A 24,173-nucleotide genomic window follows, 5' to 3' on the forward strand; every position below is an offset into this window, starting at 1 on the left:
GAGTGTAATTGACGGAACTGTTTTAACTCATCAATCGGTAAATCATAACCTGATAAATGTAATAGAGAGTAAATTAGCATCGAACCATGGCCGTTTGATAATACAAAGCGGTCGCGGTTAGCAAAGTCAGGATTGGTTGGGTTATGTTGTAAAAAATCACCCCATAAAACTTCAGCAATATCTGCCATGCCCATAGGGGCACCCGGGTGACCTGATTTAGCTTTTTGCACTGCATCCATGCTTAAAGCACGAATTGCGTTAGCGCGATCTTGACGTGACGCCATAACTTCTCCTGAATATGTAATTGAATTTAAAACGTTTATTAAACTATTTAATCTGAATGATAACTTAGATTAAAATAAATGTAAGATGGTAAGGCCAATTATACCTTGGCTAATTTAAGGTTTAAAGTAATTAAAGCAAACTTAAAATTTGAGCGTGTAGTTTAGAGAGTTAGTAATACCAACACATTAAAACCGAATAATGTATGTTACTGAAAAATAATAAAAAATCGCTTATAGCAACACAGCTTATACAATAAAGCCGCATGCTAAAAGCGAATATTATCAGAAAATTAGAACAGGGTGGTTAATCAACTTTTCGTTTTTTACCACTTTCAGCACGTTTTTTATTTTCTGTTTGAACATAAACTGTATCCGTTGTTGCCATACTGGCATGGCCAAGATCTTCGGAAATGTCTTTAAGAGGGCGACCACGTTCAATTTCCATACTAGCGCCAGTATGTCTGAGCCAGTGAGCCGAAGCTTCTTTGAGTTTTAATGCTTTATCAGCACCGACAGAAACTCGCATATTTTCATAAGCTTGGTCAAAAACGGTTTGCACAATACGGCGTAAATGACGAGCAGTCATACCACCTTGGCCACGAACTTTTTCAACCAATACAGAATTTTCATTACTTGCCGGTAAGCCAATTAAACCCCGAGATGCTCGATATCGTTCTAAAAAGGGTAAAAAATCAAGGGGCACTGTGATATCACGCAGTTTACGGCTTTTACCAAATACTTTAAGCCACCAGTTTTCGTCATCATCTTGCCAAAAATGTCCCATAGTTGGTGACCAAGTTGGGCGCTCAGATAGCTCTGAAATTCTTAAAAATAGAGTTTTTAATGACGCTATTACAAATAAATTACGTTCAAACACCGGATCTTCATCCGCCATTTCAACGGCTGTATCAAGAACATATTGCCATTGGCTTGTAGTTAATCGTTTAATTTCTTTAACTTGTGAGTCAATAATAAAATGACGACAGTCTTTTTTAGCAATTTGTGCAGGATTTCCCATACAAATATCTTCAGCCATTAAGTGATTGTAAAAGACAATTAATGCTGTAAACATTGATGAAAGCGTTTGCTGAGATGGTCGATATTTTTTCTTATCAACAACAAAATTGGCTTTTAAACTTTTAGGCGCTTGGATCTTAAATGGAAACCAATGAATATTGGCAGCCGAATAACCATTAGTAATTATAAAACGTTCTTGGTTTGATGTACCAATCCAAGTTACTGGTGGCTGCCAACAAAAATCGGCATATTCGAGTAAATCAGATTTACGTAATTGATCTATGGGTTTTTGTTTAACGATAAATGACCACAAAAGAAAACGTTCAACGTCATTTCTAAATCTGTCATATGTATGAGTAGATTTATTACGGCCGATATAAATAAGAAATAATTTTCCCCAATTAAATTGTTCAAGCCACCAAGGTTCGTTATCAGAAAAAATTTTGGCTAACTCAGGATAATCTTCAAGATCAAATTCACACAAATCAATATATGGCGGATACAAAGGAACCGGTTTAGTAAGCGACATTAACTTAATACCTTAAAACAGATAAATAACAGCAAATATAAAAACGCATAATTTTTTTAATTTTAGCGAGTCAATATAGATAAAAGCTAGTTTAATTGATTATATATACTAAGTCCAATACTGAAGAGTATCGGACATAACAAAGGTTGTTATCTATAGGGTGGTTATCCCTGTTATTTTATATATCCTACTATATTAGGCTTTTTAATCATTTAAAGCCGTAAACAGCAATATGCTAAATTTGATATCTTAAGAAGTATTAAAAATATCAATGAGTAAATTAGTTAGCTTGGTATTTAAAAGTGTTAACTATTTATTAAACTTAAACTTAAACTTATGCTTTGCTTACATATAATTTTTATTCATGTCAGCAATCTAGTTTGCACGCAAAGCATGAAAATAAAATTAAAACCTTGAATCATTTTCACAAGGAATGCCATCAAAATCACCATCCATTTTAGTATCAGGACAATATTGATTAAAATATTCTGCTTCAGCCCTTGAGTTCATTTGACTGCAATGTTGGCGTCCATCACAAGTAAATTTTTGTGCTGGTATTGATTTAACCTTTACTGGTATTAGCTGTGTTTTATTTATGTCTTTATCTGTTAAGTTGGCTCGTTGAAAAATAAACGCAGCTAGAATAACGACCAATACAATATAAATGAAAATTTTGTTCAATTTAAGCTGATTACGCTTGTTTGATTTAAATGGCGTACTCGTTTTTACACCTTCAATTCTAGCTTTAACCGCTCGACTCTTTCCATTATGTTGTTCTATGTCGAAATGAATAAAATCACCTTGTTTAGGCTTTCTATTCATATGTTTAAGTGCAGAAATGTGTATAAAAGTATCACTTTTTAATTCTTCACAGTTGATAAAACCAAAGCCTTTATCATCATTCCATTGTATTAATTGACCTCGATACATTTTTAACCTTATATAAAGTTTTAATATTAAATCACTTTATAATATTCACTTAAGCCCGTTAAAATATTTGTAGTAGCAACTGAAGTTAAAATTAATCCCATTACTCTACTGATAACACTAGCACCACTAGTGCCGACTAAACGATTAATCCCCCCTGCTAACAACATAAGTATGTAAGTTAACAACAATACTGAAAGCATAACTAAAGCAGTTTGCATTTGTTCCCATAGGGTATAAACCGAATTTTTTGTTAATAACACCGCAGCTAACATGGCACCAGGGCTAGCAATTGATGGAACGGCTAGTGGAAAAATAGCGGTTTCTTTATGCGAGGCTTTTAATAGCTGAATTTCTTCATCAGGTTTACTATCACCAAAGATCATATTTAAAGCAAAAAGGAATAGTACAATGCCGCCAGATATTTGAAACGCTGGTAATGGTATAGAAAGCGCGGTAAGTACAAGTTCGCCAACCACTAAGAAAAATAACAATATACAAGCTGAAACAAACGTTGCAAGCAATGCCACACGGCGTTTGGTTTTTTGATCGAATTGATCAGTTACTGCAATAAAAACAGGTACCGTGCCTATGGGATCGATAACGGCAAAAAAGGTGATAAACACAGCGATAAAATCTATCATTACTATTAAGCTCCTTAATGAAAAACTCTTTGTTTGTTCATTAATTCTAAGTGGTCAAAGGCCATTTTTTTGAAATATAAATGGCGAGGTATTATATTTTACAATCTGTTTTTTGAACGATTTAAATAACAATATTATCAAGGATTAATTAATCTTGTAATGCTATTTCTGCCATTTTTATTGTGCTTTCAAAAGATTCTGCACCAGCGATAAATAAGCCATTATGACAAAACATGGCATCGTTAATACCGGTAACTGTTTGTAATTCTTGATCTGACAAACCTGCCCAGGGTTTAGGTAAAGGTTTTCTGTCTTCAAATGAACCTGGTTCAACTGGTACGGTTTGTATACGCCATTGCCCCGTTGGTGATGGGTAAACCATATATAATGCGGTTTCAGATAAGGCATGAACGGTTGTTTTCCACGGAACGTATTTTTCTAACACGATCACACGAGGATCTTTGGCATTGGTTATTGCTTGCGCCACTATTTCTTTAGCGCTAATACCGCCCTTAACTGTTGTAATAAAACGTGTTAACACACGTAATGCAAATTCAACAGCTTCATCAAAACAGCGATCAAAATCACTATTTTCTTGCCATGTAGGATTAAACATTGAAATGGTTTGGCTTAAGCTTACCCCTTCAGCAACACCTTCAACATAGCCACAGTCAATGGCATCAATTGTTGAAACTAATTGAGCGTCAACTGATTTAGCCACTTCTTCATGGCCTTGGCATATTTCAATGCCATATTTTTGCCAAATTAAGCCAAATGAAGAATACGGAATACCATTGTCACGAGCTCCGGCTCCACCTCGTTGATGGTGATCAAAGCGCCCTGCGTCTGCATCATATTCTCCACCTACATCGATCACAATATCAGCTTTAGCAATCTGGTCTAAGTCACGGGTTCTAATTAACTTAAAACTCGGAAAAATAATCTTTAAAGCGGCGACGCTAAAAACATCATCTGCGTGAAAGTTACCATTGTGCGTTGCTATTGTTAGATCAGTCATTGTAATTTTGCCATGTTAAATAAGAAATGGAGAAAGTAAAAACACGTTCAATGAGATTATACCTTTAATCAAGCAATAATACTGGTGCAATATCTCGAGTATTATTGCCAAATATAGGATGGCTGTTTAACTTTAGAACAATATTTCAACACAAAGAGTCCTCGCTTGGTATAACCAAGCATGCTGTTTAAGTTGAAAGTAAAGCTGCGGGTTTAATAAAGAGTGTTAATTTTCAGATAACCATTCGTGTGCTGTTTGGTGTGATTTAACAAATCGCACTTTAAAACCTAACTCTTCATCGGTTAACATATCTAACTGTTCTTTTAGTAATTCATTATTATTTATGATGTAAATAACAGCATAAATGCCAGCCCGTTTTAAGCGATAAACGTTCGATTTAACACTGTTTTGAAAACCAATGGTTCCTATATCAAGGTAAGTTGTATCAATTATCAGCGAACAAGCGATTAGATTGTTTGAAAGAATTAATTTTTCAATTTCTGTAAAAAACTCTAATGTAATAATTGAGTCCCAAGAACCTGAAACACTGACATTTATTATATTATCTTGCAAACTTAACTGATAGTTAGCCGCTTTAATTAAGGGGAGTTGACTTTGTTTAGCAATAAATTCGCTAATTTCATTACTTGGTATGGGTTTAGAGATCAAATAACCTTGCAAGTAATCACAGCCGTGTTGAAATAACCAACTAGCTTGCGCTTTAGTTTCAACGCCTTCGGCGACAAGTTCTAAATTCATACCTTTAGCGAGCCCAATAATCGATTTAGCAATACAAATGTCATTTTCATTGTCAGGTAAACCATCCACAAAACTTTTGTCTATTTTTAGTTTTGATACTTGTAAGTTTTTTAACCGAGACAATGAAGAGTAGCCGGTACCAAAATCATCAATCGATAAATCAATACCTAAGTTAATTAAACTCTCTATTTGTTTTGATAAGGCTTTAGAGTCTCCGGCCATTAACTCTTCTACGATCTCGAATTCAATTAATGACGGAGAAATTTGATACTGCTCTATATAGCTTTTCACTTGATTAATTAAATTAGGAGAAAATAATTGCTCAGATGATATATTGACTGAAATTTTATTTATTTTAACGCCTTTATCTAAAAACATCCGAAGATCTTGAAATGCTCGCTCTAACACAACATCACCAAGTTCTTTCATTAAACCTAAACGCTGGGCTACCGGCAAAATAACAAATGGGCTGATCACTCCTTTTGTTGGATGTACCCATCGCACCAGAGACTCTAATGAAATACCTACTGTTTGATAATTAGATTTTACAATTGGCTGATAATACGGGGTTATTTGTGCGTTGTTTAACGCTTCAATAAATTCTTTTTCTAAAGCGATTTCGTCTTGATAACTTCTTGACCAGTCAGCATCATAATAACAAACACTACCGTAAGCTTCTTCTTTGGCTTTTTTTAAAGCAAGCTCGGCTTTACGAATAGGATCTTCAATAGCAAGTGTGTTTATATTACTAATATAAACTCCCAAACAAGCAGAAATTAAAATCATTTCATTCGTGGGAGTTTTAAGCTCTTCGATAAACTGCTGCTGTATTTGAACGGTTAAGCGCTGAACACTCTTTTCATCAATTACTTTTGATAACCACAAGGCAAAGACATCACCGGCAACCCGAGCGAGTTTAAAATCAATTTCAGCGGTAATGTTGTCTAATCTAAAAGCAATTTCGCAAAGCACTTTATTGGCAAAATTATAACCAAACCTGTCATTGATATTTGTAAAACCATCAAGCCCAACAAGAATAACGGCACAGTTATTTTTATGTAACTTACGAGTAACCGCTTGCTTAATTCTTTTTTGAAAAAATAAGCGGTTTTCTATATTTGTTAAAGGATCTATTTTTTCTAAATAACTTAATTTTTGTTTTTCTAAAAACCAATTTGCTTGTGCATAAATAAGTGAAATGTTATCGGCTACTGATACAGAATAAGAAATCTCTGCCATATCCCAATTATGTTGGGTTGTTTGTTCAATACAAATAAGGCCGATTAAACCGCCTTCACTAAATATTGGGACATCGAGCATCGACATAATATTTAGCGGTTTTAGGTAGCTTTCCAGAAACTCATTAGTTCTTTGATCAGTTCTAGCATCGTCGGCGTTGATAACCCGATTTTTTTTTAACGCCTTGAAATAATTGGGGTATAACTTTTCTTCAAGTTCAAAGCCGGTTTCAAAACTATCATTAGCATGGTTATATAAGTTTTGGCATATGATACTTTGTTTATTATCACTAAATAACCAGACACTCACTCTAGCTACATTTAGCTGACGACAACAAGATTTAAGTATATTTTTTATTTTAAAATTAACATCTTGCTCTAAACTGCCATTTTGGATACTTAATCCAATTAGAGATTGTTGTAACACTAAAAATTTATTTACTAAGTCCATGATAGTCTCATAAAAATTCTACTTTATTGATAATAGCAAGATAATTAATTTTTTCCATATTCCTCTAAATATGCTTGTTTTTCATTAATAAACAAGAATTCAAGCGGCTAAATTTAATGTTCAAATAAGCCTGCTTGTTATATTTCACTTATGCTATTTTTGTGATCGGTCTTCTTTATTTTCTTTTGTCGCAGAAAACTGTTTTTTATAGTTAATATTGGCACTAATTTCATCACCGCTGATCGCTTCAAATGAAATGTTAGGTGAAAGTTTATATTCTATTATCCACCCTGCTTGTACTTGGTTTTCTGAATCGATAATTGTGCCATAGCCAACATTTAAACGATCATTAACTTTTGCCGCTAAATCAATACGTGTACCATCATTGATGCTCTTACTGGTTACTTCTAAATTATTAATGCCTAAGGTTGCACCAATTTTTTGGGCGAGTTTATTTGCGCCTTCAACCCCTAAACCAATGGCAGCACTTGATAACGCATTACCTTCATTTTTAGATAATGAGTCAATGTTTCGACCGGTGATCAGCAAAGATAAAATGTTTTCATCAGCCATTGTTGGCTCAGAAAATAACATTAAACGAGGAGCATTTACCGTTCCATCAGCAATAATACCTACTTTTACCTCATCAATTGTGCGTACCGCTTTAAATTGAATACCTGGGTTTTCAGCTGAGCCTAAAAACAAAAGTTGTCCTTGTTCAATGGTTAGTACTTGTTTATAAGCTTCAAACTTCCCGTTTTTGAGATCTAAACGGCCATTTACTTTCACTGGCTCGCCAGATTGTAATGACGAATTGAGTTTACCTTGGATGTCACTTTGCACACCAAAACCACTAATTTTAACTTTTTCACCAGCTTCTACTGTTAAATCAATGTTATAACTTAACGCTGAGCTCTCAACTTGGCTTTCACCAATTATTTGTTGATCTTCAGATACACTGACTGCTTGTTTAGGTAACGAAGTAATTTTAATGTTTGCCTGATCAATAATAACTTTTCCGTTAACATTTAAATGATTATTTTGATAATTAGCTGTTAACTTAGGCGAAGCGATCACATTGTTATCTTTACTGTTAATTAAGGTAACTTGGTGTCCGTCAATGGCTAAATTGGCTTGTATTGGGTTTGATATTTTCACATTACCGGCTACAGCAAGCTGGCCTTGTAGATTATTGAGTTCGCCTACTAAGTTAATGTTATCTTGCGCGCTGGTTAGGTTGATTTTACTGTCGCGAATATCAATACCAATTTCTTCCATAACAAAATGTTTGATCGCTAACTCCCCTTCACCATCAATTAAGGGTTGGTTTAATAAACCACTCACAACAAAATTTTGCTGTAACCTTAAATCAATTTTATCAATTTGGCTTTGCCATTGTTTTAACCAGTCAAATTCTTGTAACGATAAAGAAATAGCGCCGTTAATTTTAGCGGTCGCTAGCATCGGCCAATCACTGGTAAATTCAGCATTAATGATATCATCTTTAGGCAATTGCATCGTTAAGCGGTTGCTAATTCGGTTTTTTTCTAAACGACTGGTTAAATTTAACTGTTCAATGGTTAAGGTAACTGGCTCGGTAATATCTGCATTTTTATTCTCGTTAGTTTGTACTTGTTCAATATTTGAATGTGGTAAAATCCAACGTATATTAGGCTGCTCTAGGCCTAATTCCATAACAAAATCATCAGTGTTAAATGTATTGTTCATGGCAATATTAAGCTTGCCTTTAGGAATGTTAAGAACAGAGCGCCAATCCGGCAATACTAATTCACCGTCAATTGACTGCCAAGCAAGTGTAGTCTGTGTTAGTTCGTTAGATGAATGTTGAGCGTTATTAACTAAATGACTTGCTAAGACTAAATCTTTGGCATGAATTTCGGTTTCTTTAAATTTAACCATAAAGTCAGCACTGGTTAAGTCGCCGTCACTCTTTGTAATTTGCTGTCCGCTACCCGCTAAATCAATTTTGCCATTAAAAACCGCCTGTATATCATCAGGTAAACTCGATTGGTTTAGCCACGACTTTGCTTGTGCTAAAACAGGTGATATTGCCCACTGGTTAAATAACAACTCGGTTTGCCAATTACCTTGTTTATGGTGTCCACTGGCACAAAAATTACCATTTTGTTGTATTTGTTGATGAGTGAATTCTGTACCAATACAAAGGGCATCAGCTTGTTGCTCTAGGGTATTAAGGTGTAAATTATTGGCGGTTATTTTATAAACTTGCCCTTTAAGTGGTAATTGTGCCTTGAGCTTAGTTAACTGCCAGCTGACTTTATCTAACGTTTGCGCAAAGGTATTTTTATCGTTGGCTTGTTTAGTAACCGAGCTATTATGCGAAGTAAGCCCATTGATAAGCTTATCAAAATTAGCAAGTTCGCCTGTAACCTGTAAATGCGCTTTGTTTTCTTTTTCTTCAGTTAAGTTAAGTAATTGACTAGTTTTTGCCATTAATGAAATTTCATGTTTTTGCGGCGAACCTGAAATAGTGAATGAGGGAGAACTTAAATTAAAGGTTTGAGCGGATTGTGTAAAAGTAACATTATCGGCTTTAACATTGCTTTGCCAAATTTTAGAAAAGTCGATATGCCAAGCCAGCTTATGAGTATTTAGCTGTGCGATATTTAATAACTTCAGCTGTTTTACCTGACCTTGACTTTTAATTTGCCATTGCTCATCGGTATGATGATTTTTAGTGATGGTTAACTCACTTGTTAAACCTTCAATATTGATATCGTCAAGGCTGGTAATACCTTGTGATAACTGACCTTGTATTGACGCTTGTAACTTAACATCGTGTGCAAGCATAGCGGCAAAATCAGTTAATTGTTCCGCTAGTTGAACATTGGCATTAACTTTAGCTGATAAGTCACCAAGCTTGAGGTTATTGCTGCTCACATTTATCTTATCATTAACTAAGTCAATGTTGACTTGTGCTGCGGCTGGCCAGTAAATGTTAGTTTGTTCAGGTAGTTTATGTGGCTTAGCTTGCTTTGTCGGTGGAACTTGTCCAGCTGTTTTAGCTTGTGCACACTGATTAACCTCAGCGATATCAAGTTGGGTTGTTAATAATAATTCAAGCGTTGATGCTGCTCGCCAGAGGTAGATTTTTTCAACCTCTGTTTTCATCTGTAGTTGCAGTTGATTGAATAAAGCAGAATTTGCGGTAAGTTCAGCATTAACGAACAAGCTTGGCCACGTTAATTGATAAGCGATATTGGTTTTATCAAGCTGATATAAGGTTTGCTCGAGCATCACATCTTGTTTGGGTGCTGTGATCAAACCATTGGAAAGATATAAACCCTGCTGCCAATGCCAGTTGTTCGATAGATTAATGTTGTATGGCGCGCTGACTGTGGTGGTGAATTTAGCTTGCGCTTTGATCGTACCTTTTGAAGCAGCCGTTAAGCTAAGCTGTGGCCCCGTTATTTTGAGATCAAGTTGATGCGGCCATTTCTTAGTCGCTTGTACAAAACCTGCCGCCTTAATGTGATGATTTAAATAATTAAGTTTAAGCTCTGCCACACTGACTTTGTTATTTTTTAACGCCAATTTTGTCAGGATAACTTGGTCAACTTCTGCCAGAGCCTGATAAGAGCTATCTTGCTGTGGATTTAATTGTTGCGTGGGTTGCGCCTTTTTTTCACGAATAACCACCTGATTGACTGAGACCTTTTTGATATTAATGGTAAATGCAAGATCAAGCTCCGGCAACGGTGGCAAGTTTTCAAATATGGTTTCAGTATTTGTGTTGTTATTCGTACTTGTTGCTTGTGTGGTGTATTGCACACTCGCTAATTCAATAAGCTGACAAGTGAGTTGTCGATCAATAAGATCTAACCACTGACAAGAAATATGGATGTTTTTTGCCTGAACACTTTGCTCTGCTTCTTGCCAGGTTAGCTCGGCTAAATTAACACCTGACATTAACGCCCCTTCAACTTTACCTATTGAGACTCCGGCAATGTCAGCTTGATTTACTTGTGATACTAGCCATTTTAAACCGGAATTTGTCGCATAAAGCCAGGTTAATAATACCGTACAAACAATGAGCAGCACAGTACTGGTAATAGATGACCATTTAATGGCTTTTCGTGTTTTCATCCAATTCATAGATCAGGACCAATCGTTAAATGAAAACGCCACTCTTTATTACCATCAAGCGCTTTAGCCGCATCAATTCGGATCGCGCCAATAGGCGTCACCCAGCGAAAGCCGGTGCCAACCGATTGGTATAATTTAAAGTCATGCCAGTTATTAAAAGCATTACCTTGATCGGCAAAAACCGCCCAACGATAATTGTCTTTAAACAAATAATCAGCTTCAATACTTGAGGCAAGAAGGTGTTTCCCCCCTAATAGATCATCGTCAATCGCAGGTGATAAACTTTGATAAGAATAACCACGCACCGAAATATCACCACCAGCAAAAAAGCGATAATTAGATGGCATAGATTGGTTAAATTGTTCTGTGTCCATCCAAGTTGCACCAATACGCCCACGCAATAATAAACGCCATCGGTCATTGAATGCCCAAATGCTTTTAATGCGTTGATCGGTTTGAACAAATTGCATATTGGGATCACTAAGTTCATCGGTACTAAAACGAATAAGGCTTTGCCAACGCCAACCTTCATTTGCGGTAAAGGGATCTGCGACACTGTAATAATTTAATTGCCATGCTGGTACCAAATACTCAAGGTTTTGGTTGATATCTGCATCGGTTGTTAACAACTCTTTTGCTAAAGTAACCGACCATTGGCTCGACCAAAAAGCGTTTAATTGATTTAATAAAGAAGACTCCATTGTTAAGGTTTTACTTTGCCCTAACTCTTCATTTTTTATTTGGTAGCTAGCGCGATTTATCCACTGGCTTTTGGCATTATTTAACGGGATTTTATATTGAAAAGTGGCATTCACATCAGCCTTTTTTAATTTAACATTGCTCAGTTCAATACCGGCAATATAGCTATGTGCCCTTTTATTAACTCGACGATTATGCCAACTAATACCTAGTTTACCGCCACTGTCGGTGCCATAACCTAATAAGGTTTTTAATTCGTATTTGTCGGTTTCAATGGCTGAGATGGTTAAATCAACGGTTTGGTTTTGATGGTCAATAGTTTGTTCAACGGTAACTGATTTAAAAAATCCAGAGCGGTTTAACGCTTGCTGGCTAGCAAAAACAGTATCTTGATTGTAATAATCACCAACGGCAACTTTAAGGTAGGTAAAAATAAAATTGCGATCAAATGCCGTATTATCAAAAAATATTTGTTTGATAACATAACGATCACCACAGTCAAATTGCCAATTTATATCAGCATGCAAACCTTTAAGATCAACATTGAGTTGGCTATGGTTAAATTTTGCATTTAAAAAGCCGGATGATTGTGCGGATCTCAATAATTGGGATTTAAACTCGTTATATTCACCATGATGAATAATTTGTTGCCGGCTAAATGGCGGCTTAGCAAGTAACGCAGTAATATTGGGTGTAGCACTTGGACAGTTTAATTTAATGGCGATATCACGCCATACTACCGGCTGGCCTAAATCAATGGTTAACGTTTTGTGTTGATGATCACCCGCTAAATTAAATTCTGCTTGATAATATCCGAATGCTTGTAACGCTTTTTCAGCGGTATTAATAATATAATTATCGGTACGAGGAAAACCCATAGCAGATAACGGAATATAATCGTCATGAACCCGCAAGTGATTATAGATATTATTTTTAAATTTATTATCAACGCCTGATATGGTGAGTTTTGTGCCAATAAACTGATTATTAGCGTCACTTGCAAAGGCGAATTGCCATAAAAATAGCTGACAAATCGCCAATATGAGTATGATGCTTTTGAGTCGCAAGATAAACGCCAATAGTGAGCTACCTAAACGTTACTGATTAATTTTTAAAGCTAACGCTGGATCTAAACGCATTTGATGCCAGTTAATTCGCCAATCTAAATGTGGGCCTGTTGTACGGCCACTATTACCAACTGCTGCAACTACCTGTCCTTGTTTAACTTCATCACCAACTTGTACATATGATTTACTTAAGTGTAAAAAAGTTGAGCTAATACCGTGGCCATGATCTATCACCATAGTGCCGCCGGAATAAAACATATCAGGTACCCATAATAAAATAACACCGTTCGCTGGTGCTTTTACCGGATCACCAATTTTACCAGCATAATCTAAACCATAATGCGGACTTTTAGGCACGCCGTTATAAAACCGTTGGCTACCATAAACACCGGTGATAACACCATCAATTGGCGGGATAAAACCTTGAGCGAAGGCATTAAGATCACTTGATATTTCACGTATCGCTTTAATTTGCGCGCTGTCTTTTTTCGAGCGGGTTTGCGCTTTAACATTCGGGTTCATAATGGCTTTTTTAATGCCATTAACTCGTTGAATATTATATTTTTGTGGTGCCGGTTTTAAGGTTTTTTCAACTTTATTACCTTGGCTATCAGTAATAACTAATTGATAGGTATTGTTGTCATCACGTGAAAAACCAAAAGCATAATCACCAGTTGCGGAAACTTTTAATGGCTGATCATTGAGCATTACCGTGTTATTAGCTGCGGTTTTACCTACCATTAAACCGCCCTGTTTCACTTCGCCTGATAAATTAATAGCTAACTTATCTGCCGCTTGTGTTGATAAACACAGGGTTAATAACACAACATTGGCAGCACTAGCCAAATTAAATTTAAACACTTGCAATAGCTCCTTTAGCAACACCTTCATACGCGATCACTTTAAAATCATCTTCAGGTGATTGGGCTTTAAGTTGGCGAGCAATATAATCGGCTAATAACTCAACCGTTGAGTCGCAATCAACCTCTTCCAAAATTTTATCTTCTACCGCAATATCAAAACGGCCTTGTGGGGCAAAATAGGCAAAAAATTGGTGCTGATCTGTCAGCTTAGTTTTAGCATGATCCGATAATTCTATTTCAGCTTTGCTAACACGATCGGTATTGGTGGCAATATAAATATCTTCCCAACGCTGACACCAGTTTTTTTCTAACTTAATTGAACGCATACCGTTTTTAAATAATTGAATTTTAGAACGGTGACCATGAGCAATACGTTGGCAATTACCGTCATGCTTTTTTAAACCATGGGTGTAATGATAGTAAAAACCTTCAATTTTTTCAGGGCGAAGTGTTAAGGTTAAACCCTCAACGTTTTGTGGTAATTGCGCTTTAATAATGCTTTGTAAATGTGCAGTAACCGCTTCAATTTCAATGCTGTCAGCTGCAATTTTAGCAAAAGCACATTGGGGTGACTGCAAAAAGTAACTCGCGGTTTTACTAATAAAATCAACATACTCATGTTGTTCACGCTGACTATTAGCAACCGTTAAGTTGTTATTAAGCATAGGTAATAACAGCTTGTGATCAACGGCATCATCAATAATAGCTTTGATTTGCTTTTTCACAATACCAAAATCTAACACCATGCTTTGCTCATTCAGGGTGCCATCAAGCAGTACATCAACTATCCAGCTTTCACCAACAATACCACGTTCAGCACAAAGGTAAGAGAAATCAATTACGGTAAGGTCATTAACAAAAAGTTGCATTAAATATCCTAATTTTAGTGAAATAAGATAGGGTTAAAATTAAACAGACACTTGCCAGTTTATTTCTTCACCAGCGCGAATAGGCACAACTTTGTTGTCGCCAAATGCTAATTGTGCTGGTACCAACCACGGAGTTTTAGTTAAAGTAATTTTATCACTATTAATAGGTAAACCATAAAATGTTGGTCCATTGATACTGGCAAAAGCTTCTAATTTATCTAAAGCTCCGGCTTGTTCAAATACTTCAGCATATAACTCAATGGCCGCATGCGCGGTATAAGAGCCAGCACAACCACATGAGGATTCTTTTGCTTCAATGGCATGTGGCGCAGAATCTGTTCCTAAGAAAAATTTAGCATCTCCGCTGGTTGCCGCTTCAATAAGCGCTTCTTGATGAATGTTACGTTTTAAAATAGGTAAACAGAAATAATGAGGACGAATACCGCCTACTAACATGTGGTTACGGTTATACAATAAATGATGAGCAGTGATCGTTGCGGCTATGTTACTACCCGCTGATTTAACAAAATCGACCGCATTTTTAGTGGTAATGTGCTCAAGAATAATTTTAAGGGTGGTAAACTTTTCGGTTAATGGCTTTAAGACGGTGTCGATAAACACTTGCTCACGGTCAAAAATATCAATTGCATGATCCGTTACTTCACCATGAATTAACAACGGCATATCTTGGCGCTCTAACTCTTCCAGTACCGAATAAATATTTTCAACATTAGTAACACCCGATGATGAATTGGTTGTCGCTCCAGCAGGATATAATTTAGCAGCAAAAACTAAACCCGAGGCTTTAGCATCAATAATATCTTGTGCTGTCGTGGTATCTGTTAAATAAAGTACCATTAACGGTTTAAAACCACGAGTAGGATTTTCAGCCATGATGCGCTGATAATATTCCGTTGCTGATTGCACATTGGTAACAGGTGGCACTAGGTTTGGCATAACAATGGCGCGACCAAAATATTTACTGGTATCTGCAACGGTATTTTTTAAAGCGGCACCATCGCGTAAATGTACATGCCAATCATCGGGACGAATAATACTAAGAGTTGTCATTTTTTTTACCTATTTAAAGCTGTTTTTTCAACTTTCGTTAAGAAAGTGATATAAAAATTATTCTGAACGTTTATCAATTACGTTTATGCCAATAAAACTTAACATACTGATAATTAATACAAACTAAGAGACTATAAAGTAACGCGTTACTAAATGTCGTTATTTTCAGCGATTTGTTGTTTATTGTTTTCTTCAATTAAAGCTAATAATTGCGATTTTAAGTTGGGCGGCACTTTATATATGGTTAAGCTGTCATTCGCTTGATTATACACAACATCTTGGCCGAAGTGACTACGTTCAAAACTTAAACTTATGCCATTACCATAACCTGAATATTTAGTTACTTTATTAATAACCGCTTGATCATGTGGGAAGCTATCTTCTAACGGATAAGATTGCTCTTGGCAAAATTTATAAAAATCACCGGTATCATTTGAACTGTCGGTATTGATCACCTCACCCAGCTCTTTAATAGATACCTCTTGCGCCGATTCTTTTTGTTCTTTGCAATAGCTTAATAAGTCTTTACGTACTTGTTGTTTTTCTTGTGAATCAAGTTGATTAACATTAACAAAATCTTCTACCGCTTGAACCAAAGTTAAACTTTGCTCCTTCGTATTAACCCCTTCTTTACAAGATAAAAAATCCAAGAAAAAGTCAGACACTTTGCGACCAGCACGGCCTTTAATAAATGAAATATAGCGATTACCTTCAGCATGATTTTGATAATCAAACAAATCAATACGAGCGGCAAGTTGTAATTTAGCGGTGTCTAAATGTTTAGCTGCTGAAATATTCAAATCGCCATCTACTGAATAATGCTCGGTTACCGGAATAACCGCGGCAATAATGTATCGTCCGCCCATATATTCATAATGACAAATCACTAAATAACCCGTTTCAGCTAGGTCGTACTTGGCTAACTCTGTAGTTAATAAACCGGCAGCGTCAATACCAAAGTCAAAAAAGCTTTTGTCTTGGTTTAAATAATCTTCCATTATTTCGACAAACTTAGGTGCCTCATAGTTATTCGGTTCGGCGTCAAAAAAGCCGTATGCTTTACTCGCTTTACTGTTATATATTGCATGAAGGGCATCAACAAAATTTTCTATTTTATTGGTAACTTCAATTTTTTCAGGACCTTGGCGAAAGATAATCTCAGCATTTTCTTCTTGTTTTGAAATAAAATGCAAAGCAATATTAGAAATTATTAAACTCATAATGAATTGGTCAGTGTTAAATTTATGTTGCGTTTGATAAACTAACAAGCATTATCAAACTGAAGTAAAAAGAAATTATGCCTATTGTATCGAAGTATTCCAATGAACGTGTAGAAAAAATTATTGATCAATTAATGAATGTGTTAATTAATGAAGAAGCAACGCCTGATTTAGCCCTTATGTGTTTAGGTAACACCTTAACCTCTGTTATTTCACAAGTGCCTGAAAAACAACAACAAGCAATTGTTGAAAACTTTGTAAAAGCATTAAAAAATTCAATTAAATAACTGATAATAAGTAGAAAATTAATGGTGTCTCTGGTTTCAAAATCTTACAGTAAAAAATTACTCCGGTTGATCAGCTGGGGGCATTGGTTCACTTATTTTAATATTTGTGCGGCTATTTTACTGTCAAGTATGTATTTATTTGCAGAATCTGGCCCTGAAACGTTATTTGGCCAAGTATATTTAATTACAACTTGGTTTAGCCATATGGCGTTTTTAACCTTTGTTGGTTTTGTGCTAATTGTATTCCCGATCACCTTATTGTTTCCTTCGACTCGGTTTATTCGGGGCTTTGCTTCCATTGTTTTTACCATAAGCTTAGTGTTATTAGTATTAGATGCCTTTACTTACCAAGCGCTAGGGTATCACTTAAACGCCTCATCAAGTGAGCAAATACTTGAATTAATTAACAATACTATTGATAAAGACAGCCAAGGCTTTTGGACAACTACCCTTATTGTTGCCACCTTAATTTTAATTTTTGAATTAGTAGTCAGTAATTATGCCTGGAAACATATTCATCAATTACAGCAAACCATTTTTGCTAAATATACCAGTTTGGCCTTAGTTGCCGCGTTTATTTTTAGCCATGTGAGCCACATTTGGGCTGATGCTAATTTAGCCTACGACGTCCTAAAACAAGACACCTTGTTTCCATTATCATATCCATCAACAGCTAAAACCTTATTAACTAAATATGGTTTATTTGATGAGTCGTTATATATTGAAAATAGAACAGAACCATTAAGCTTTAGAAAAAATGTACCTAATTATCCAACTGTTAATACTTGCCCAGCTCAGCAACCTATTAAGCAGTCGGTTTATCTTATTCTCAATAAAAATGCATTAACGCCACAACAAATTGAACTTTATTCTCAACGTGTTAGCTCTAGTGTTATTCGACTAGGTCGACATATCGATAATGCCACTAGCCAAGATGCTTGGTTTAACTTTTTTTACGGCTTACCAACTATTTATCAAGATGGCATTTTACAACAACAAAAATCACCTGTACTTTTTCAACAACTAGATAACTTAGCGTTAGCAAAAAACTTAACAATTGTGAGTGATAAATTAACCGGTGATAGTGCTATTCAAGACACACCACCAACTTGGTTTATTCAACAATTTGACAGCGTAAAACCACTAACCAATGCTGCCGAGCTTATTTTTAGTCAGCATTTAACTCATCAAGAAGCTGGTTTACATATTTATTATTTTGATAATGAAAACGATGATCAATTAGCCTTATTTGTTGATGCCCTACTTTTATCACAACAGAAAAAAGCTGAAAAAGACATTATTTGGCTCAGCTCTATTGGTAATAGCGAAAAGGTAACGCAATTAATTGATAAAGCTTCATTGTTTGTTTGGCCACAAAGTAATAAAGAAAAGATCCGTGTGCTAACCAGTCAAATGGACATAGCCGCTACATTGATGCGTAACTGGTTAGGTTGTAACTTAGCAACTGAAAAATTCACGACAGGTGCCGATATTTTAAATTTAACGCAAGCTCGTGTATTGGCGAACTCAACAGAAGACGGATTAATGATTTTTGAAAAAGATAAATCTGTATTTGTTGATCAAACCGGTAACTTCCAAGGCTATTCACGCCAATTAAATGCACCAATTATGATAAAACCCGATTACCCTTTAATGATCAATGGAGTTCATCACATTAAACAATATGTTGGTGATGAAGGAAAATAACGAATTAACCACTTAAGTGTATAATAAAAAAGCAGTTAACCCTTTATTAAAGTAAATTAATTGCAATTGCTATTGAATAGATTAATATACTGCCAAATGATGTCGGGATATAGCGCAGCTTGGTAGCGCGTGCGCCTGGGGGGCGTGAGGTCACAGGTTCGAATCCTGTTATCCCGACCATTTCCTCCCTATCTAACGCTTTGTTTCTCTAAACTTTTTTATCAAAGCTTAACAAATCTAAATATTCTGTACTTTCAATTTTTTTGCTTCTGTCGCATTTTTATTGCATTCTAGTGTGAAAAAATATGAACAAAAATATGCAGCAATCCAAAAAAAGGAAATTCTATAACATAAATTATCTACACATTTCACTTATAATTCTGCGCTGCTAACGATATTTTCCATGTTCACGCTAAAAACTTTTTAATTAGCCTCGAAACACCAAAAGCTATGACAATAGCTAAAATAAAATACATAGCAACTAAATAGTTAGTAAAATTAGAAATATGAACCTCACCATTAGCTAAAACACATTGCCCTATTTTATAATCAAAGCTTCCCCCCTGATCTAAACAATCGTCGACTATAGTAAATTTATTAATCAATAAAATTACGATTATGCTAGTTACAACACCGATATATAACGAAATGGAATTTTTATTCATAATTACCTAATTCTTAACGCCTCATGAAAGAATGATAAAACACTGAACTACCTTGTTATCTTTTTATAGCTAACGAACACAGTAACTAATGCCACAAAACCACCCAAGCCATAATTTAGCATTTGCATTGGTACAGGTGGATACTTAGAGAATAAGACAGCAACTACTCCGATTGCGTCAATTCTGCCGGACAAGGCCACTACATAGATATTAAAAGTACAAAATTTAAACAACAAACGTGATAGCGGATACCCAACAACAAAGGTCGATGGAACTACAAACATACCAAGTAATACTAACCAAAAAACAAACCCGCTAAATGTATAGAGATGAGTTGTTACACAGTATGGGGTTAAAGTCTACGAGTAGCCGCTGACAAAAGCTAGTACTATAGTTGTGACAATTGCAGATATCAATAATGATTTTAGTATTGCTCGATTATCCATGACTACCTCATGAAATATAACACCGCAATATGGGGCGTACAAAGCTTGGCTAAAATTGGGAATGAAGTGACGCATCCAACCATAATTGCATTGTTATATGGTAATATCCGGTGAGCTTAGTCATGATATTAAAGGACACTCACTTAAATTTATTCTATCTCGGTATTCAAGAAAAAATATTCAAACGGCAGCATTCAGATATGCTATGGAAGTTCTTTAACTAATGCCATTAAGTCTTCCACACTATAATCTGGTGCTAATGCTAACGGATATAAAACTTTACCTGGGCGTTCAATAAAGGCAGCTTGCCACCCTGCTTGCTTAGCTCCTGCAATATCCCAACCATGGGCAGCCACTAACATCGCTTCTTTAGGCTTAACATCCATTTTTTTAGCAGCCCATTCATAAGTACGTGTATCAGGTTTATATAGGCTAATATCTTCAACACTTAAACGTTCATCAAAAAAGCTTAATAAATTGGCATTTTTAAATTGAGTATACACCCCTTTATTAGACGAGTTAGTCAAACTAACCAGAGTATAACCTTTTGCTTTTAGTGCTTTTAACCCTTCAACAACATCAGGATGAGGCGGTAAACTTTGTAACGGCGTAACAATAGCTTTTTTAGCAGCTTCTTTTGTTAATTCAATATCTTGTATTTCTGCCACCATCATTAAAGAAGCAACCCCAATTTCACCAAAGGTATGAAAACGTCCTGTGGTCGAATCAACTAACGAATGGTGTAACATAGTAGAAAACCATAAAGGTAATAAGTCATCACGACCACCTAATGCTTTACTCACCGATGTACGCATAGCAGACAAATCTAATAGGGTTTCATTAACATCAAAAAAGATCACCTTAGGTTTTTCAAACGGCTTATCTGCATAAACAAAAGATGTAACAGACAACAAAATAACACATAAAATAGCACGCATTTTCATAAAACAACCTTTTAGCAAATGGTTAGAGGGTAGATACAACATTAGAAGCAGTATAACGTCATCGACTAGTCGAATATACGATAAGGAAAAGTACTTTTTGAAAGAAAACGTTTCAATAAGTTTATTTTAGAAAGATGATTGTGATCTTGAATTCTAAGCTCAGAGACGGTGTGATATAAAGAAATGCCAGTAGCTAAAAATTAGTTATTGATTCCATAGTCACTTGTTAGCTGTACTTAGCCACCTGACTTTATTAGTGTAATAGTTTTTTTGTTGCCATTTATACAAATCTGATTCTTTAGATAAATTGCTATCTTTAACTCTATCCCAAATAGTTTTACCCCAATTATTACTAATTGTAGGGTCTGAACCAGATTGTATTAAGTAATAAGTAATAAGCGATATCGTATTGATTGAGCGAAGCAGCAATTGTTTTACTGTGTTTTTAACAGGTAAATGTAAGTTTGATAAAATGCCTTTTCTCTATTTAATTTCCAGTTGTTGTAGATGGATTTTTCAACAACGATAGAGTGAAAACAACACAAACTTCTCAGAACCATCGAGAGAAGATCTACACAGATATTTGCTTGCCCTGCACTATTCTTAATTTTTGACCATTTCAGTTCACCAACAATTCCACGTTTTTTCTTTAAATCAAGACGTATTTATTGAATTCATCAACCTTGGGGTTGGGGACACAAAGCAAACCAATAGAATAACAGCTGTCACTTCATGTCGTTCCACTTTCGTCGCCGTATACTAGATAGTCCAAGTGAGTCTCCGTACTCTGAGTGAAATATAACGCCTCAAACAGAGGCAAATAATTATTGGCTATAATTAGCGACGCAGGAGCAAAACCAACTGTTTTTTGTCGCTGTTTAATTGCTTGTTATGTGCCATTAAGCTATCCTGTACAAATAAATGTACAACAACACTTTGGAGTTACCATGGACGCAATAAGCTATACCGCTGCTAGAGCAAATTTAGCAAACACAATGGCGCATGTTTGTAATGACCACGCACCAATTATCATTACCCGTAAAAGTGAGGCACCTGTTGTTATGATGTCTTTAGAAGACTATAACGCAATGCAAGAAACTACATATTTACTTAGATCTCCAGCAAATGCTAGACAACTTTTAGAATCCATTGCTGAACTTGAAGCAGGCAATGGAACTGCTCAAGAGCTAATTGAATGAAACTAACGTTCTCAACCAATGCTTGGGAAGAATACCTTTATTGGCAAACAACAGACAAAAAAATACTAAAGCGTATTAATTTGCTCATTAAAGATATCCAAAGAACCCCAAACGAAGGAATTGGAAAACCTGAGCCGCTAAAACATGGTTTGTCAGGATATTGGTCTCGCCGTATAAATGATGAACACCGAATCGTTTATAAGCAACAAGATGGTTCTATTCTAATTGCACAACTCCGATATCATTACGGCACATAACGCCTTGTTAAGAGGCAATAAAATAGTCGGTTAAAATAAGCGAGGCATGAGCAAAACCAACTGTTCATTGTTCTGCTGAAATGACTTGTTAGGTTTTAATTACACCTAAACGTCGAAATTACGTTTTATGTAAGCCTTAGCATGACTTTTATAAAGATACAGAGCGACTGTAACTACCAGAGAAATTAACAACCAAGGCACAACTTGTTTATTAAAAGTGAAACCTGAATTCACACTTAAACCTATAGATTCAGATAGCAAGGCCGCAGACACTAAAAATGCCAAGTAAAGTATTACATTGTAAGCCTGAAATATTTGTTTGCGATACTTCATGATAAAAACCAACTGTTTTTTGTCCTGTTAAGCAACTTGTTATGTTTTTGAAGCTTTCCAGAGAGAATACAATGTGTGGGATATTAAGAACCCCATTAGATAAGATGTAAATAAAGTGAACATCTTTTCTTCACCACTTAATGTCAAAATTAAAAAAAGTCCCAAAGGTGTTAATAAACCTCGAAGGAAAAAATATGACCATTTAACATCATTACTATATGTACCTAACTCCATAAATTTATCAACTTGCTTCTCTATTGATAGATAAAGCGTACCAGTGATAAAGCATATTGCCTCACCACCAATTAATGGTTCTAATGGTATAAATAGAATCCAAAAAACACAGAAAGACCACCAGAAAATTCCAGCAAACCTCTTTCGTGACTCATATCTAGACATATTCATAAAAACATAACGCCTCATTCAGAGGCAAATAATTGTTGGCTAAAATAGCGACGCAGGAGCAAAAACCAACTATTATTTGTCCTACTTTAACGACTTCTTATGTACACGCTTCTTTTTCTTCATCATCAATTGCTCTGCTAGTTGCGCCTACAAAAATACTTAATATACCTGTAACAATATCTGAATTTTGATGTTTTTTAACTGGGTTTCCATATATATCTACTTTATCTTTATCGCGGTGTCTCTCACCTGCATTTTTAGCTACCGCGCCCACAAAATCACACGCTACATGTGACGATGTAGAAGAACAACCGCTTACGAGTAAAATTAAAGATATTACGTATATTTTTATTAGAACTTTAAGTGGCATATATACTCCCTGTGTACATAACGCTTTGCTAAGCGGCTAAGGACGCGTTTGCTATAATGCGCGAAGCGCAGCAAACTGTACGTGTCCGATTGAGCAACTTGTTATAACTTTACATTGCGTCGACAATTTTAATTATTTGTATCTTATCGTTTAGCAACTCAACTGTGAAAGTAGACCACACCATGCTTTTTGCCAATTTAGAGTAGCTTCTGACTGTAAACTGTCCTCTTGTAGAGGAAAGTATTTTAAAATCAAAACTATCTATATCTTGGTTCTTATTAGGTTTTTTTATTTTTCCAAATGCTTAGTTATCAGGTTAATATATTCGGGCTTATTATAGAAAAGAGTGAGTCCTTGGGCACTTGAACCAATACTTGTTTCTACTTTTAGCTCCCCTGAAAGATACTTAAATATATTCTTCGGATCGGCTTTAGTCTCTTGAAGCAAGAGTTCATTAAAACTTTTTAATTGTGATACATCTAATTTTTCCCCGTAACTTTCAAGTGACGAGAAAAGAAGTATAAATATAAATACCTTGAAGAACCTAATCATTTAAAACACCTAAAGTTATAACGCCCCAAACAGAGGCAAATAATTGTTGGCTATAATTAGCGACGCAGGAGCAAAGCCAACTGTTATTTGTGATCTGCCCCCGATAAAACGGACACATTTAAATTTATGCTGCCAGGGCTTCATATTCTATTGGTGAACAATAGCTTATCCCTGAATGCAACCTCATCGCATTGTAGTATTTGTTGATGTAACTGCCAAGCGTT

The 24,173-nt window shown here is 35.6% G+C and carries 20 protein-coding genes and 1 tRNA gene; 5 read left to right on the plus strand and 16 right to left on the minus strand.

Annotated features, from left to right (window positions below):
• The 12 genes from ACSLUO_RS17135 to yejK form a co-directional block, all read right to left on the minus strand.
• Positions 1–284 (minus strand): thiamine pyrophosphate-binding protein (locus ACSLUO_RS17135; protein WP_527241993.1); only part of this gene is annotated, 284 nt, incomplete at its 3' end.
• A gap of 304 nt (positions 285–588) precedes the next feature.
• Positions 589–1,830 carry a tyrosine-type recombinase/integrase gene (locus ACSLUO_RS17140; RefSeq protein WP_448250418.1) on the minus strand — a complete coding sequence of 414 codons (1,242 nt, stop codon included), beginning with the start codon at positions 1,828–1,830 and terminating at the stop codon, positions 589–591.
• A 405-nt stretch (positions 1,831–2,235) separates the two neighbouring features.
• A complete protein-coding gene (locus ACSLUO_RS17145) occupies positions 2,236–2,760 on the minus strand; it encodes a cold shock domain-containing protein (RefSeq protein WP_448250420.1) in 525 nt (174 codons plus the stop codon).
• Positions 2,761–2,786: 26 nt separating this feature from the next.
• Positions 2,787–3,401: a MarC family protein gene (locus ACSLUO_RS17150; protein ID WP_448250422.1), complete on the minus strand. Its 615-nt coding sequence runs from the start codon at positions 3,399–3,401 to the stop codon at positions 2,787–2,789.
• A gap of 148 nt (positions 3,402–3,549) precedes the next feature.
• The gene (locus ACSLUO_RS17155) at positions 3,550–4,419 is read right to left on the minus strand and encodes an MYG1 family protein (RefSeq protein ID WP_448250424.1); all 870 of its coding nucleotides are present in this window, start codon (positions 4,417–4,419) and stop codon (positions 3,550–3,552) included.
• A 225-nt stretch (positions 4,420–4,644) separates the two neighbouring features.
• Positions 4,645–6,867 (minus strand): sensor domain-containing phosphodiesterase, encoded by a 2,223-nt coding sequence (locus ACSLUO_RS17160; protein ID WP_448250427.1) that lies wholly within the window; start codon positions 6,865–6,867, stop codon positions 4,645–4,647.
• A gap of 153 nt (positions 6,868–7,020) precedes the next feature.
• Complete coding sequence (locus tag ACSLUO_RS17165) at positions 7,021–10,995, minus strand: translocation/assembly module TamB domain-containing protein (protein WP_448250429.1); 3,975 nt, start codon at positions 10,993–10,995, stop codon at positions 7,021–7,023.
• A 5-nt stretch (positions 10,996–11,000) separates the two neighbouring features.
• Positions 11,001–12,761 (minus strand): autotransporter assembly complex protein TamA, encoded by a 1,761-nt coding sequence (locus ACSLUO_RS17170; protein WP_448250431.1) that lies wholly within the window; start codon positions 12,759–12,761, stop codon positions 11,001–11,003.
• A 30-nt stretch (positions 12,762–12,791) separates the two neighbouring features.
• Positions 12,792–13,622 (minus strand): M23 family metallopeptidase, encoded by an 831-nt coding sequence (locus ACSLUO_RS17175; protein ID WP_448250433.1) that lies wholly within the window; start codon positions 13,620–13,622, stop codon positions 12,792–12,794.
• A complete protein-coding gene (locus ACSLUO_RS17180; protein ID WP_448250436.1) occupies positions 13,615–14,493 on the minus strand; it encodes a 6-carboxytetrahydropterin synthase in 879 nt (292 codons plus the stop codon). Before ACSLUO_RS17180 ends, ACSLUO_RS17175 begins: the two co-directional genes overlap by 8 nt.
• A gap of 39 nt (positions 14,494–14,532) precedes the next feature.
• Complete coding sequence (gene pyrC, locus ACSLUO_RS17185; protein WP_448250438.1) at positions 14,533–15,564, minus strand: dihydroorotase; 1,032 nt, start codon at positions 15,562–15,564, stop codon at positions 14,533–14,535.
• Between the two features lie 149 nt (positions 15,565–15,713).
• Positions 15,714–16,784: a nucleoid-associated protein YejK gene (gene yejK / locus ACSLUO_RS17190; RefSeq protein ID WP_448250440.1), complete on the minus strand. Its 1,071-nt coding sequence runs from the start codon at positions 16,782–16,784 to the stop codon at positions 15,714–15,716.
• 77 nt (positions 16,785–16,861) lie between these two features.
• Between yejK and ACSLUO_RS17195 the strand changes: the two genes are divergently transcribed.
• The 3 genes from ACSLUO_RS17195 (at position 16,862) to ACSLUO_RS17205 (ending at position 18,958) form a co-directional block, all read left to right on the plus strand.
• Positions 16,862–17,071: a YejL family protein gene (locus ACSLUO_RS17195; protein ID WP_448250442.1), complete on the plus strand. Its 210-nt coding sequence runs from the start codon at positions 16,862–16,864 to the stop codon at positions 17,069–17,071.
• A 21-nt stretch (positions 17,072–17,092) separates the two neighbouring features.
• Positions 17,093–18,778, plus strand: coding sequence for a DUF3413 domain-containing protein (locus ACSLUO_RS17200; RefSeq protein WP_448250444.1), 1,686 nt, complete (start codon positions 17,093–17,095; stop codon positions 18,776–18,778).
• A gap of 103 nt (positions 18,779–18,881) precedes the next feature.
• Positions 18,882–18,958, plus strand: a tRNA-Pro gene (locus ACSLUO_RS17205).
• Positions 18,959–19,185: 227 nt separating this feature from the next.
• Here ACSLUO_RS17205 and ACSLUO_RS17210 read toward each other — a convergent pair.
• Both ACSLUO_RS17210 and ACSLUO_RS17215 read right to left on the minus strand, forming a co-directional pair.
• Positions 19,186–19,443: a hypothetical protein gene (locus ACSLUO_RS17210; protein ID WP_448250446.1), complete on the minus strand. Its 258-nt coding sequence runs from the start codon at positions 19,441–19,443 to the stop codon at positions 19,186–19,188.
• Between the two features lie 649 nt (positions 19,444–20,092).
• Positions 20,093–20,827: a haloacid dehalogenase type II gene (locus tag ACSLUO_RS17215; RefSeq protein WP_448250455.1), complete on the minus strand. Its 735-nt coding sequence runs from the start codon at positions 20,825–20,827 to the stop codon at positions 20,093–20,095.
• An 833-nt stretch (positions 20,828–21,660) separates the two neighbouring features.
• Here ACSLUO_RS17215 and ACSLUO_RS17220 point away from each other — a divergent pair.
• The gene (locus ACSLUO_RS17220; protein ID WP_448250448.1) at positions 21,661–22,032 is read left to right on the plus strand and encodes a type II toxin-antitoxin system Phd/YefM family antitoxin; all 372 of its coding nucleotides are present in this window, start codon (positions 21,661–21,663) and stop codon (positions 22,030–22,032) included.
• Complete coding sequence (locus tag ACSLUO_RS17225) at positions 22,029–22,289, plus strand: Txe/YoeB family addiction module toxin (RefSeq protein WP_448250450.1); 261 nt, start codon at positions 22,029–22,031, stop codon at positions 22,287–22,289. Before ACSLUO_RS17220 ends, ACSLUO_RS17225 begins: the two co-directional genes overlap by 4 nt.
• A gap of 372 nt (positions 22,290–22,661) precedes the next feature.
• On the opposite strand, the gene ACSLUO_RS17230 is transcribed toward ACSLUO_RS17225, so the two are convergent.
• Both ACSLUO_RS17230 and ACSLUO_RS17235 read right to left on the minus strand, forming a co-directional pair.
• Positions 22,662–23,027, minus strand: a complete 366-nt coding sequence (locus tag ACSLUO_RS17230) for a hypothetical protein (RefSeq protein WP_448250451.1) — start codon at positions 23,025–23,027, stop codon at positions 22,662–22,664.
• Between the two features lie 97 nt (positions 23,028–23,124).
• A complete protein-coding gene (locus tag ACSLUO_RS17235) occupies positions 23,125–23,397 on the minus strand; it encodes a hypothetical protein (protein ID WP_448250453.1) in 273 nt (90 codons plus the stop codon).
• Positions 23,398–24,173: the final 776 nt, after the last annotated feature.

Source organism: Thalassotalea agariperforans, assembly GCF_053470345.1.

Excerpts from the sequence above, each read along its gene's own strand:
- ACSLUO_RS17155 (WP_448250424.1), bottom strand. The coding sequence starts at position 4,419 with ATGACTGATCTAACAATAGCAACGCACAATGGTAACTTTCACGCAGAT.
- ACSLUO_RS17195 (WP_448250442.1), top strand. The coding sequence starts at position 16,862 with ATGCCTATTGTATCGAAGTATTCCAATGAACGTGTAGAAAAAATTATT.
- ACSLUO_RS17200 (WP_448250444.1), top strand. The coding sequence starts at position 17,093 with ATGGTGTCTCTGGTTTCAAAATCTTACAGTAAAAAATTACTCCGGTTG.
- yejK (WP_448250440.1), bottom strand. The coding sequence starts at position 16,784 with ATGAGTTTAATAATTTCTAATATTGCTTTGCATTTTATTTCAAAACAA.
- ACSLUO_RS17145 (WP_448250420.1), bottom strand. The coding sequence starts at position 2,760 with ATGTATCGAGGTCAATTAATACAATGGAATGATGATAAAGGCTTTGGT.
- ACSLUO_RS17150 (WP_448250422.1), bottom strand. The coding sequence starts at position 3,401 with ATGATAGATTTTATCGCTGTGTTTATCACCTTTTTTGCCGTTATCGAT.
- ACSLUO_RS17235 (WP_448250453.1), bottom strand. The coding sequence starts at position 23,397 with ATGCCACTTAAAGTTCTAATAAAAATATACGTAATATCTTTAATTTTA.
- pyrC (WP_448250438.1), bottom strand. The coding sequence starts at position 15,564 with ATGACAACTCTTAGTATTATTCGTCCCGATGATTGGCATGTACATTTA.
- ACSLUO_RS17160 (WP_448250427.1), bottom strand. The coding sequence starts at position 6,867 with ATGGACTTAGTAAATAAATTTTTAGTGTTACAACAATCTCTAATTGGA.
- ACSLUO_RS17180 (WP_448250436.1), bottom strand. The coding sequence starts at position 14,493 with ATGCAACTTTTTGTTAATGACCTTACCGTAATTGATTTCTCTTACCTT.
- ACSLUO_RS17215 (WP_448250455.1), bottom strand. The coding sequence starts at position 20,827 with ATGCGTGCTATTTTATGTGTTATTTTGTTGTCTGTTACATCTTTTGTT.
- ACSLUO_RS17140 (WP_448250418.1), bottom strand. The coding sequence starts at position 1,830 with ATGTCGCTTACTAAACCGGTTCCTTTGTATCCGCCATATATTGATTTG.
- ACSLUO_RS17210 (WP_448250446.1), bottom strand. The coding sequence starts at position 19,443 with ATGAATAAAAATTCCATTTCGTTATATATCGGTGTTGTAACTAGCATA.
- ACSLUO_RS17165 (WP_448250429.1), bottom strand. The coding sequence starts at position 10,995 with ATGAAAACACGAAAAGCCATTAAATGGTCATCTATTACCAGTACTGTG.
- ACSLUO_RS17225 (WP_448250450.1), top strand. The coding sequence starts at position 22,029 with ATGAAACTAACGTTCTCAACCAATGCTTGGGAAGAATACCTTTATTGG.
- ACSLUO_RS17230 (WP_448250451.1), bottom strand. The coding sequence starts at position 23,027 with ATGAATATGTCTAGATATGAGTCACGAAAGAGGTTTGCTGGAATTTTC.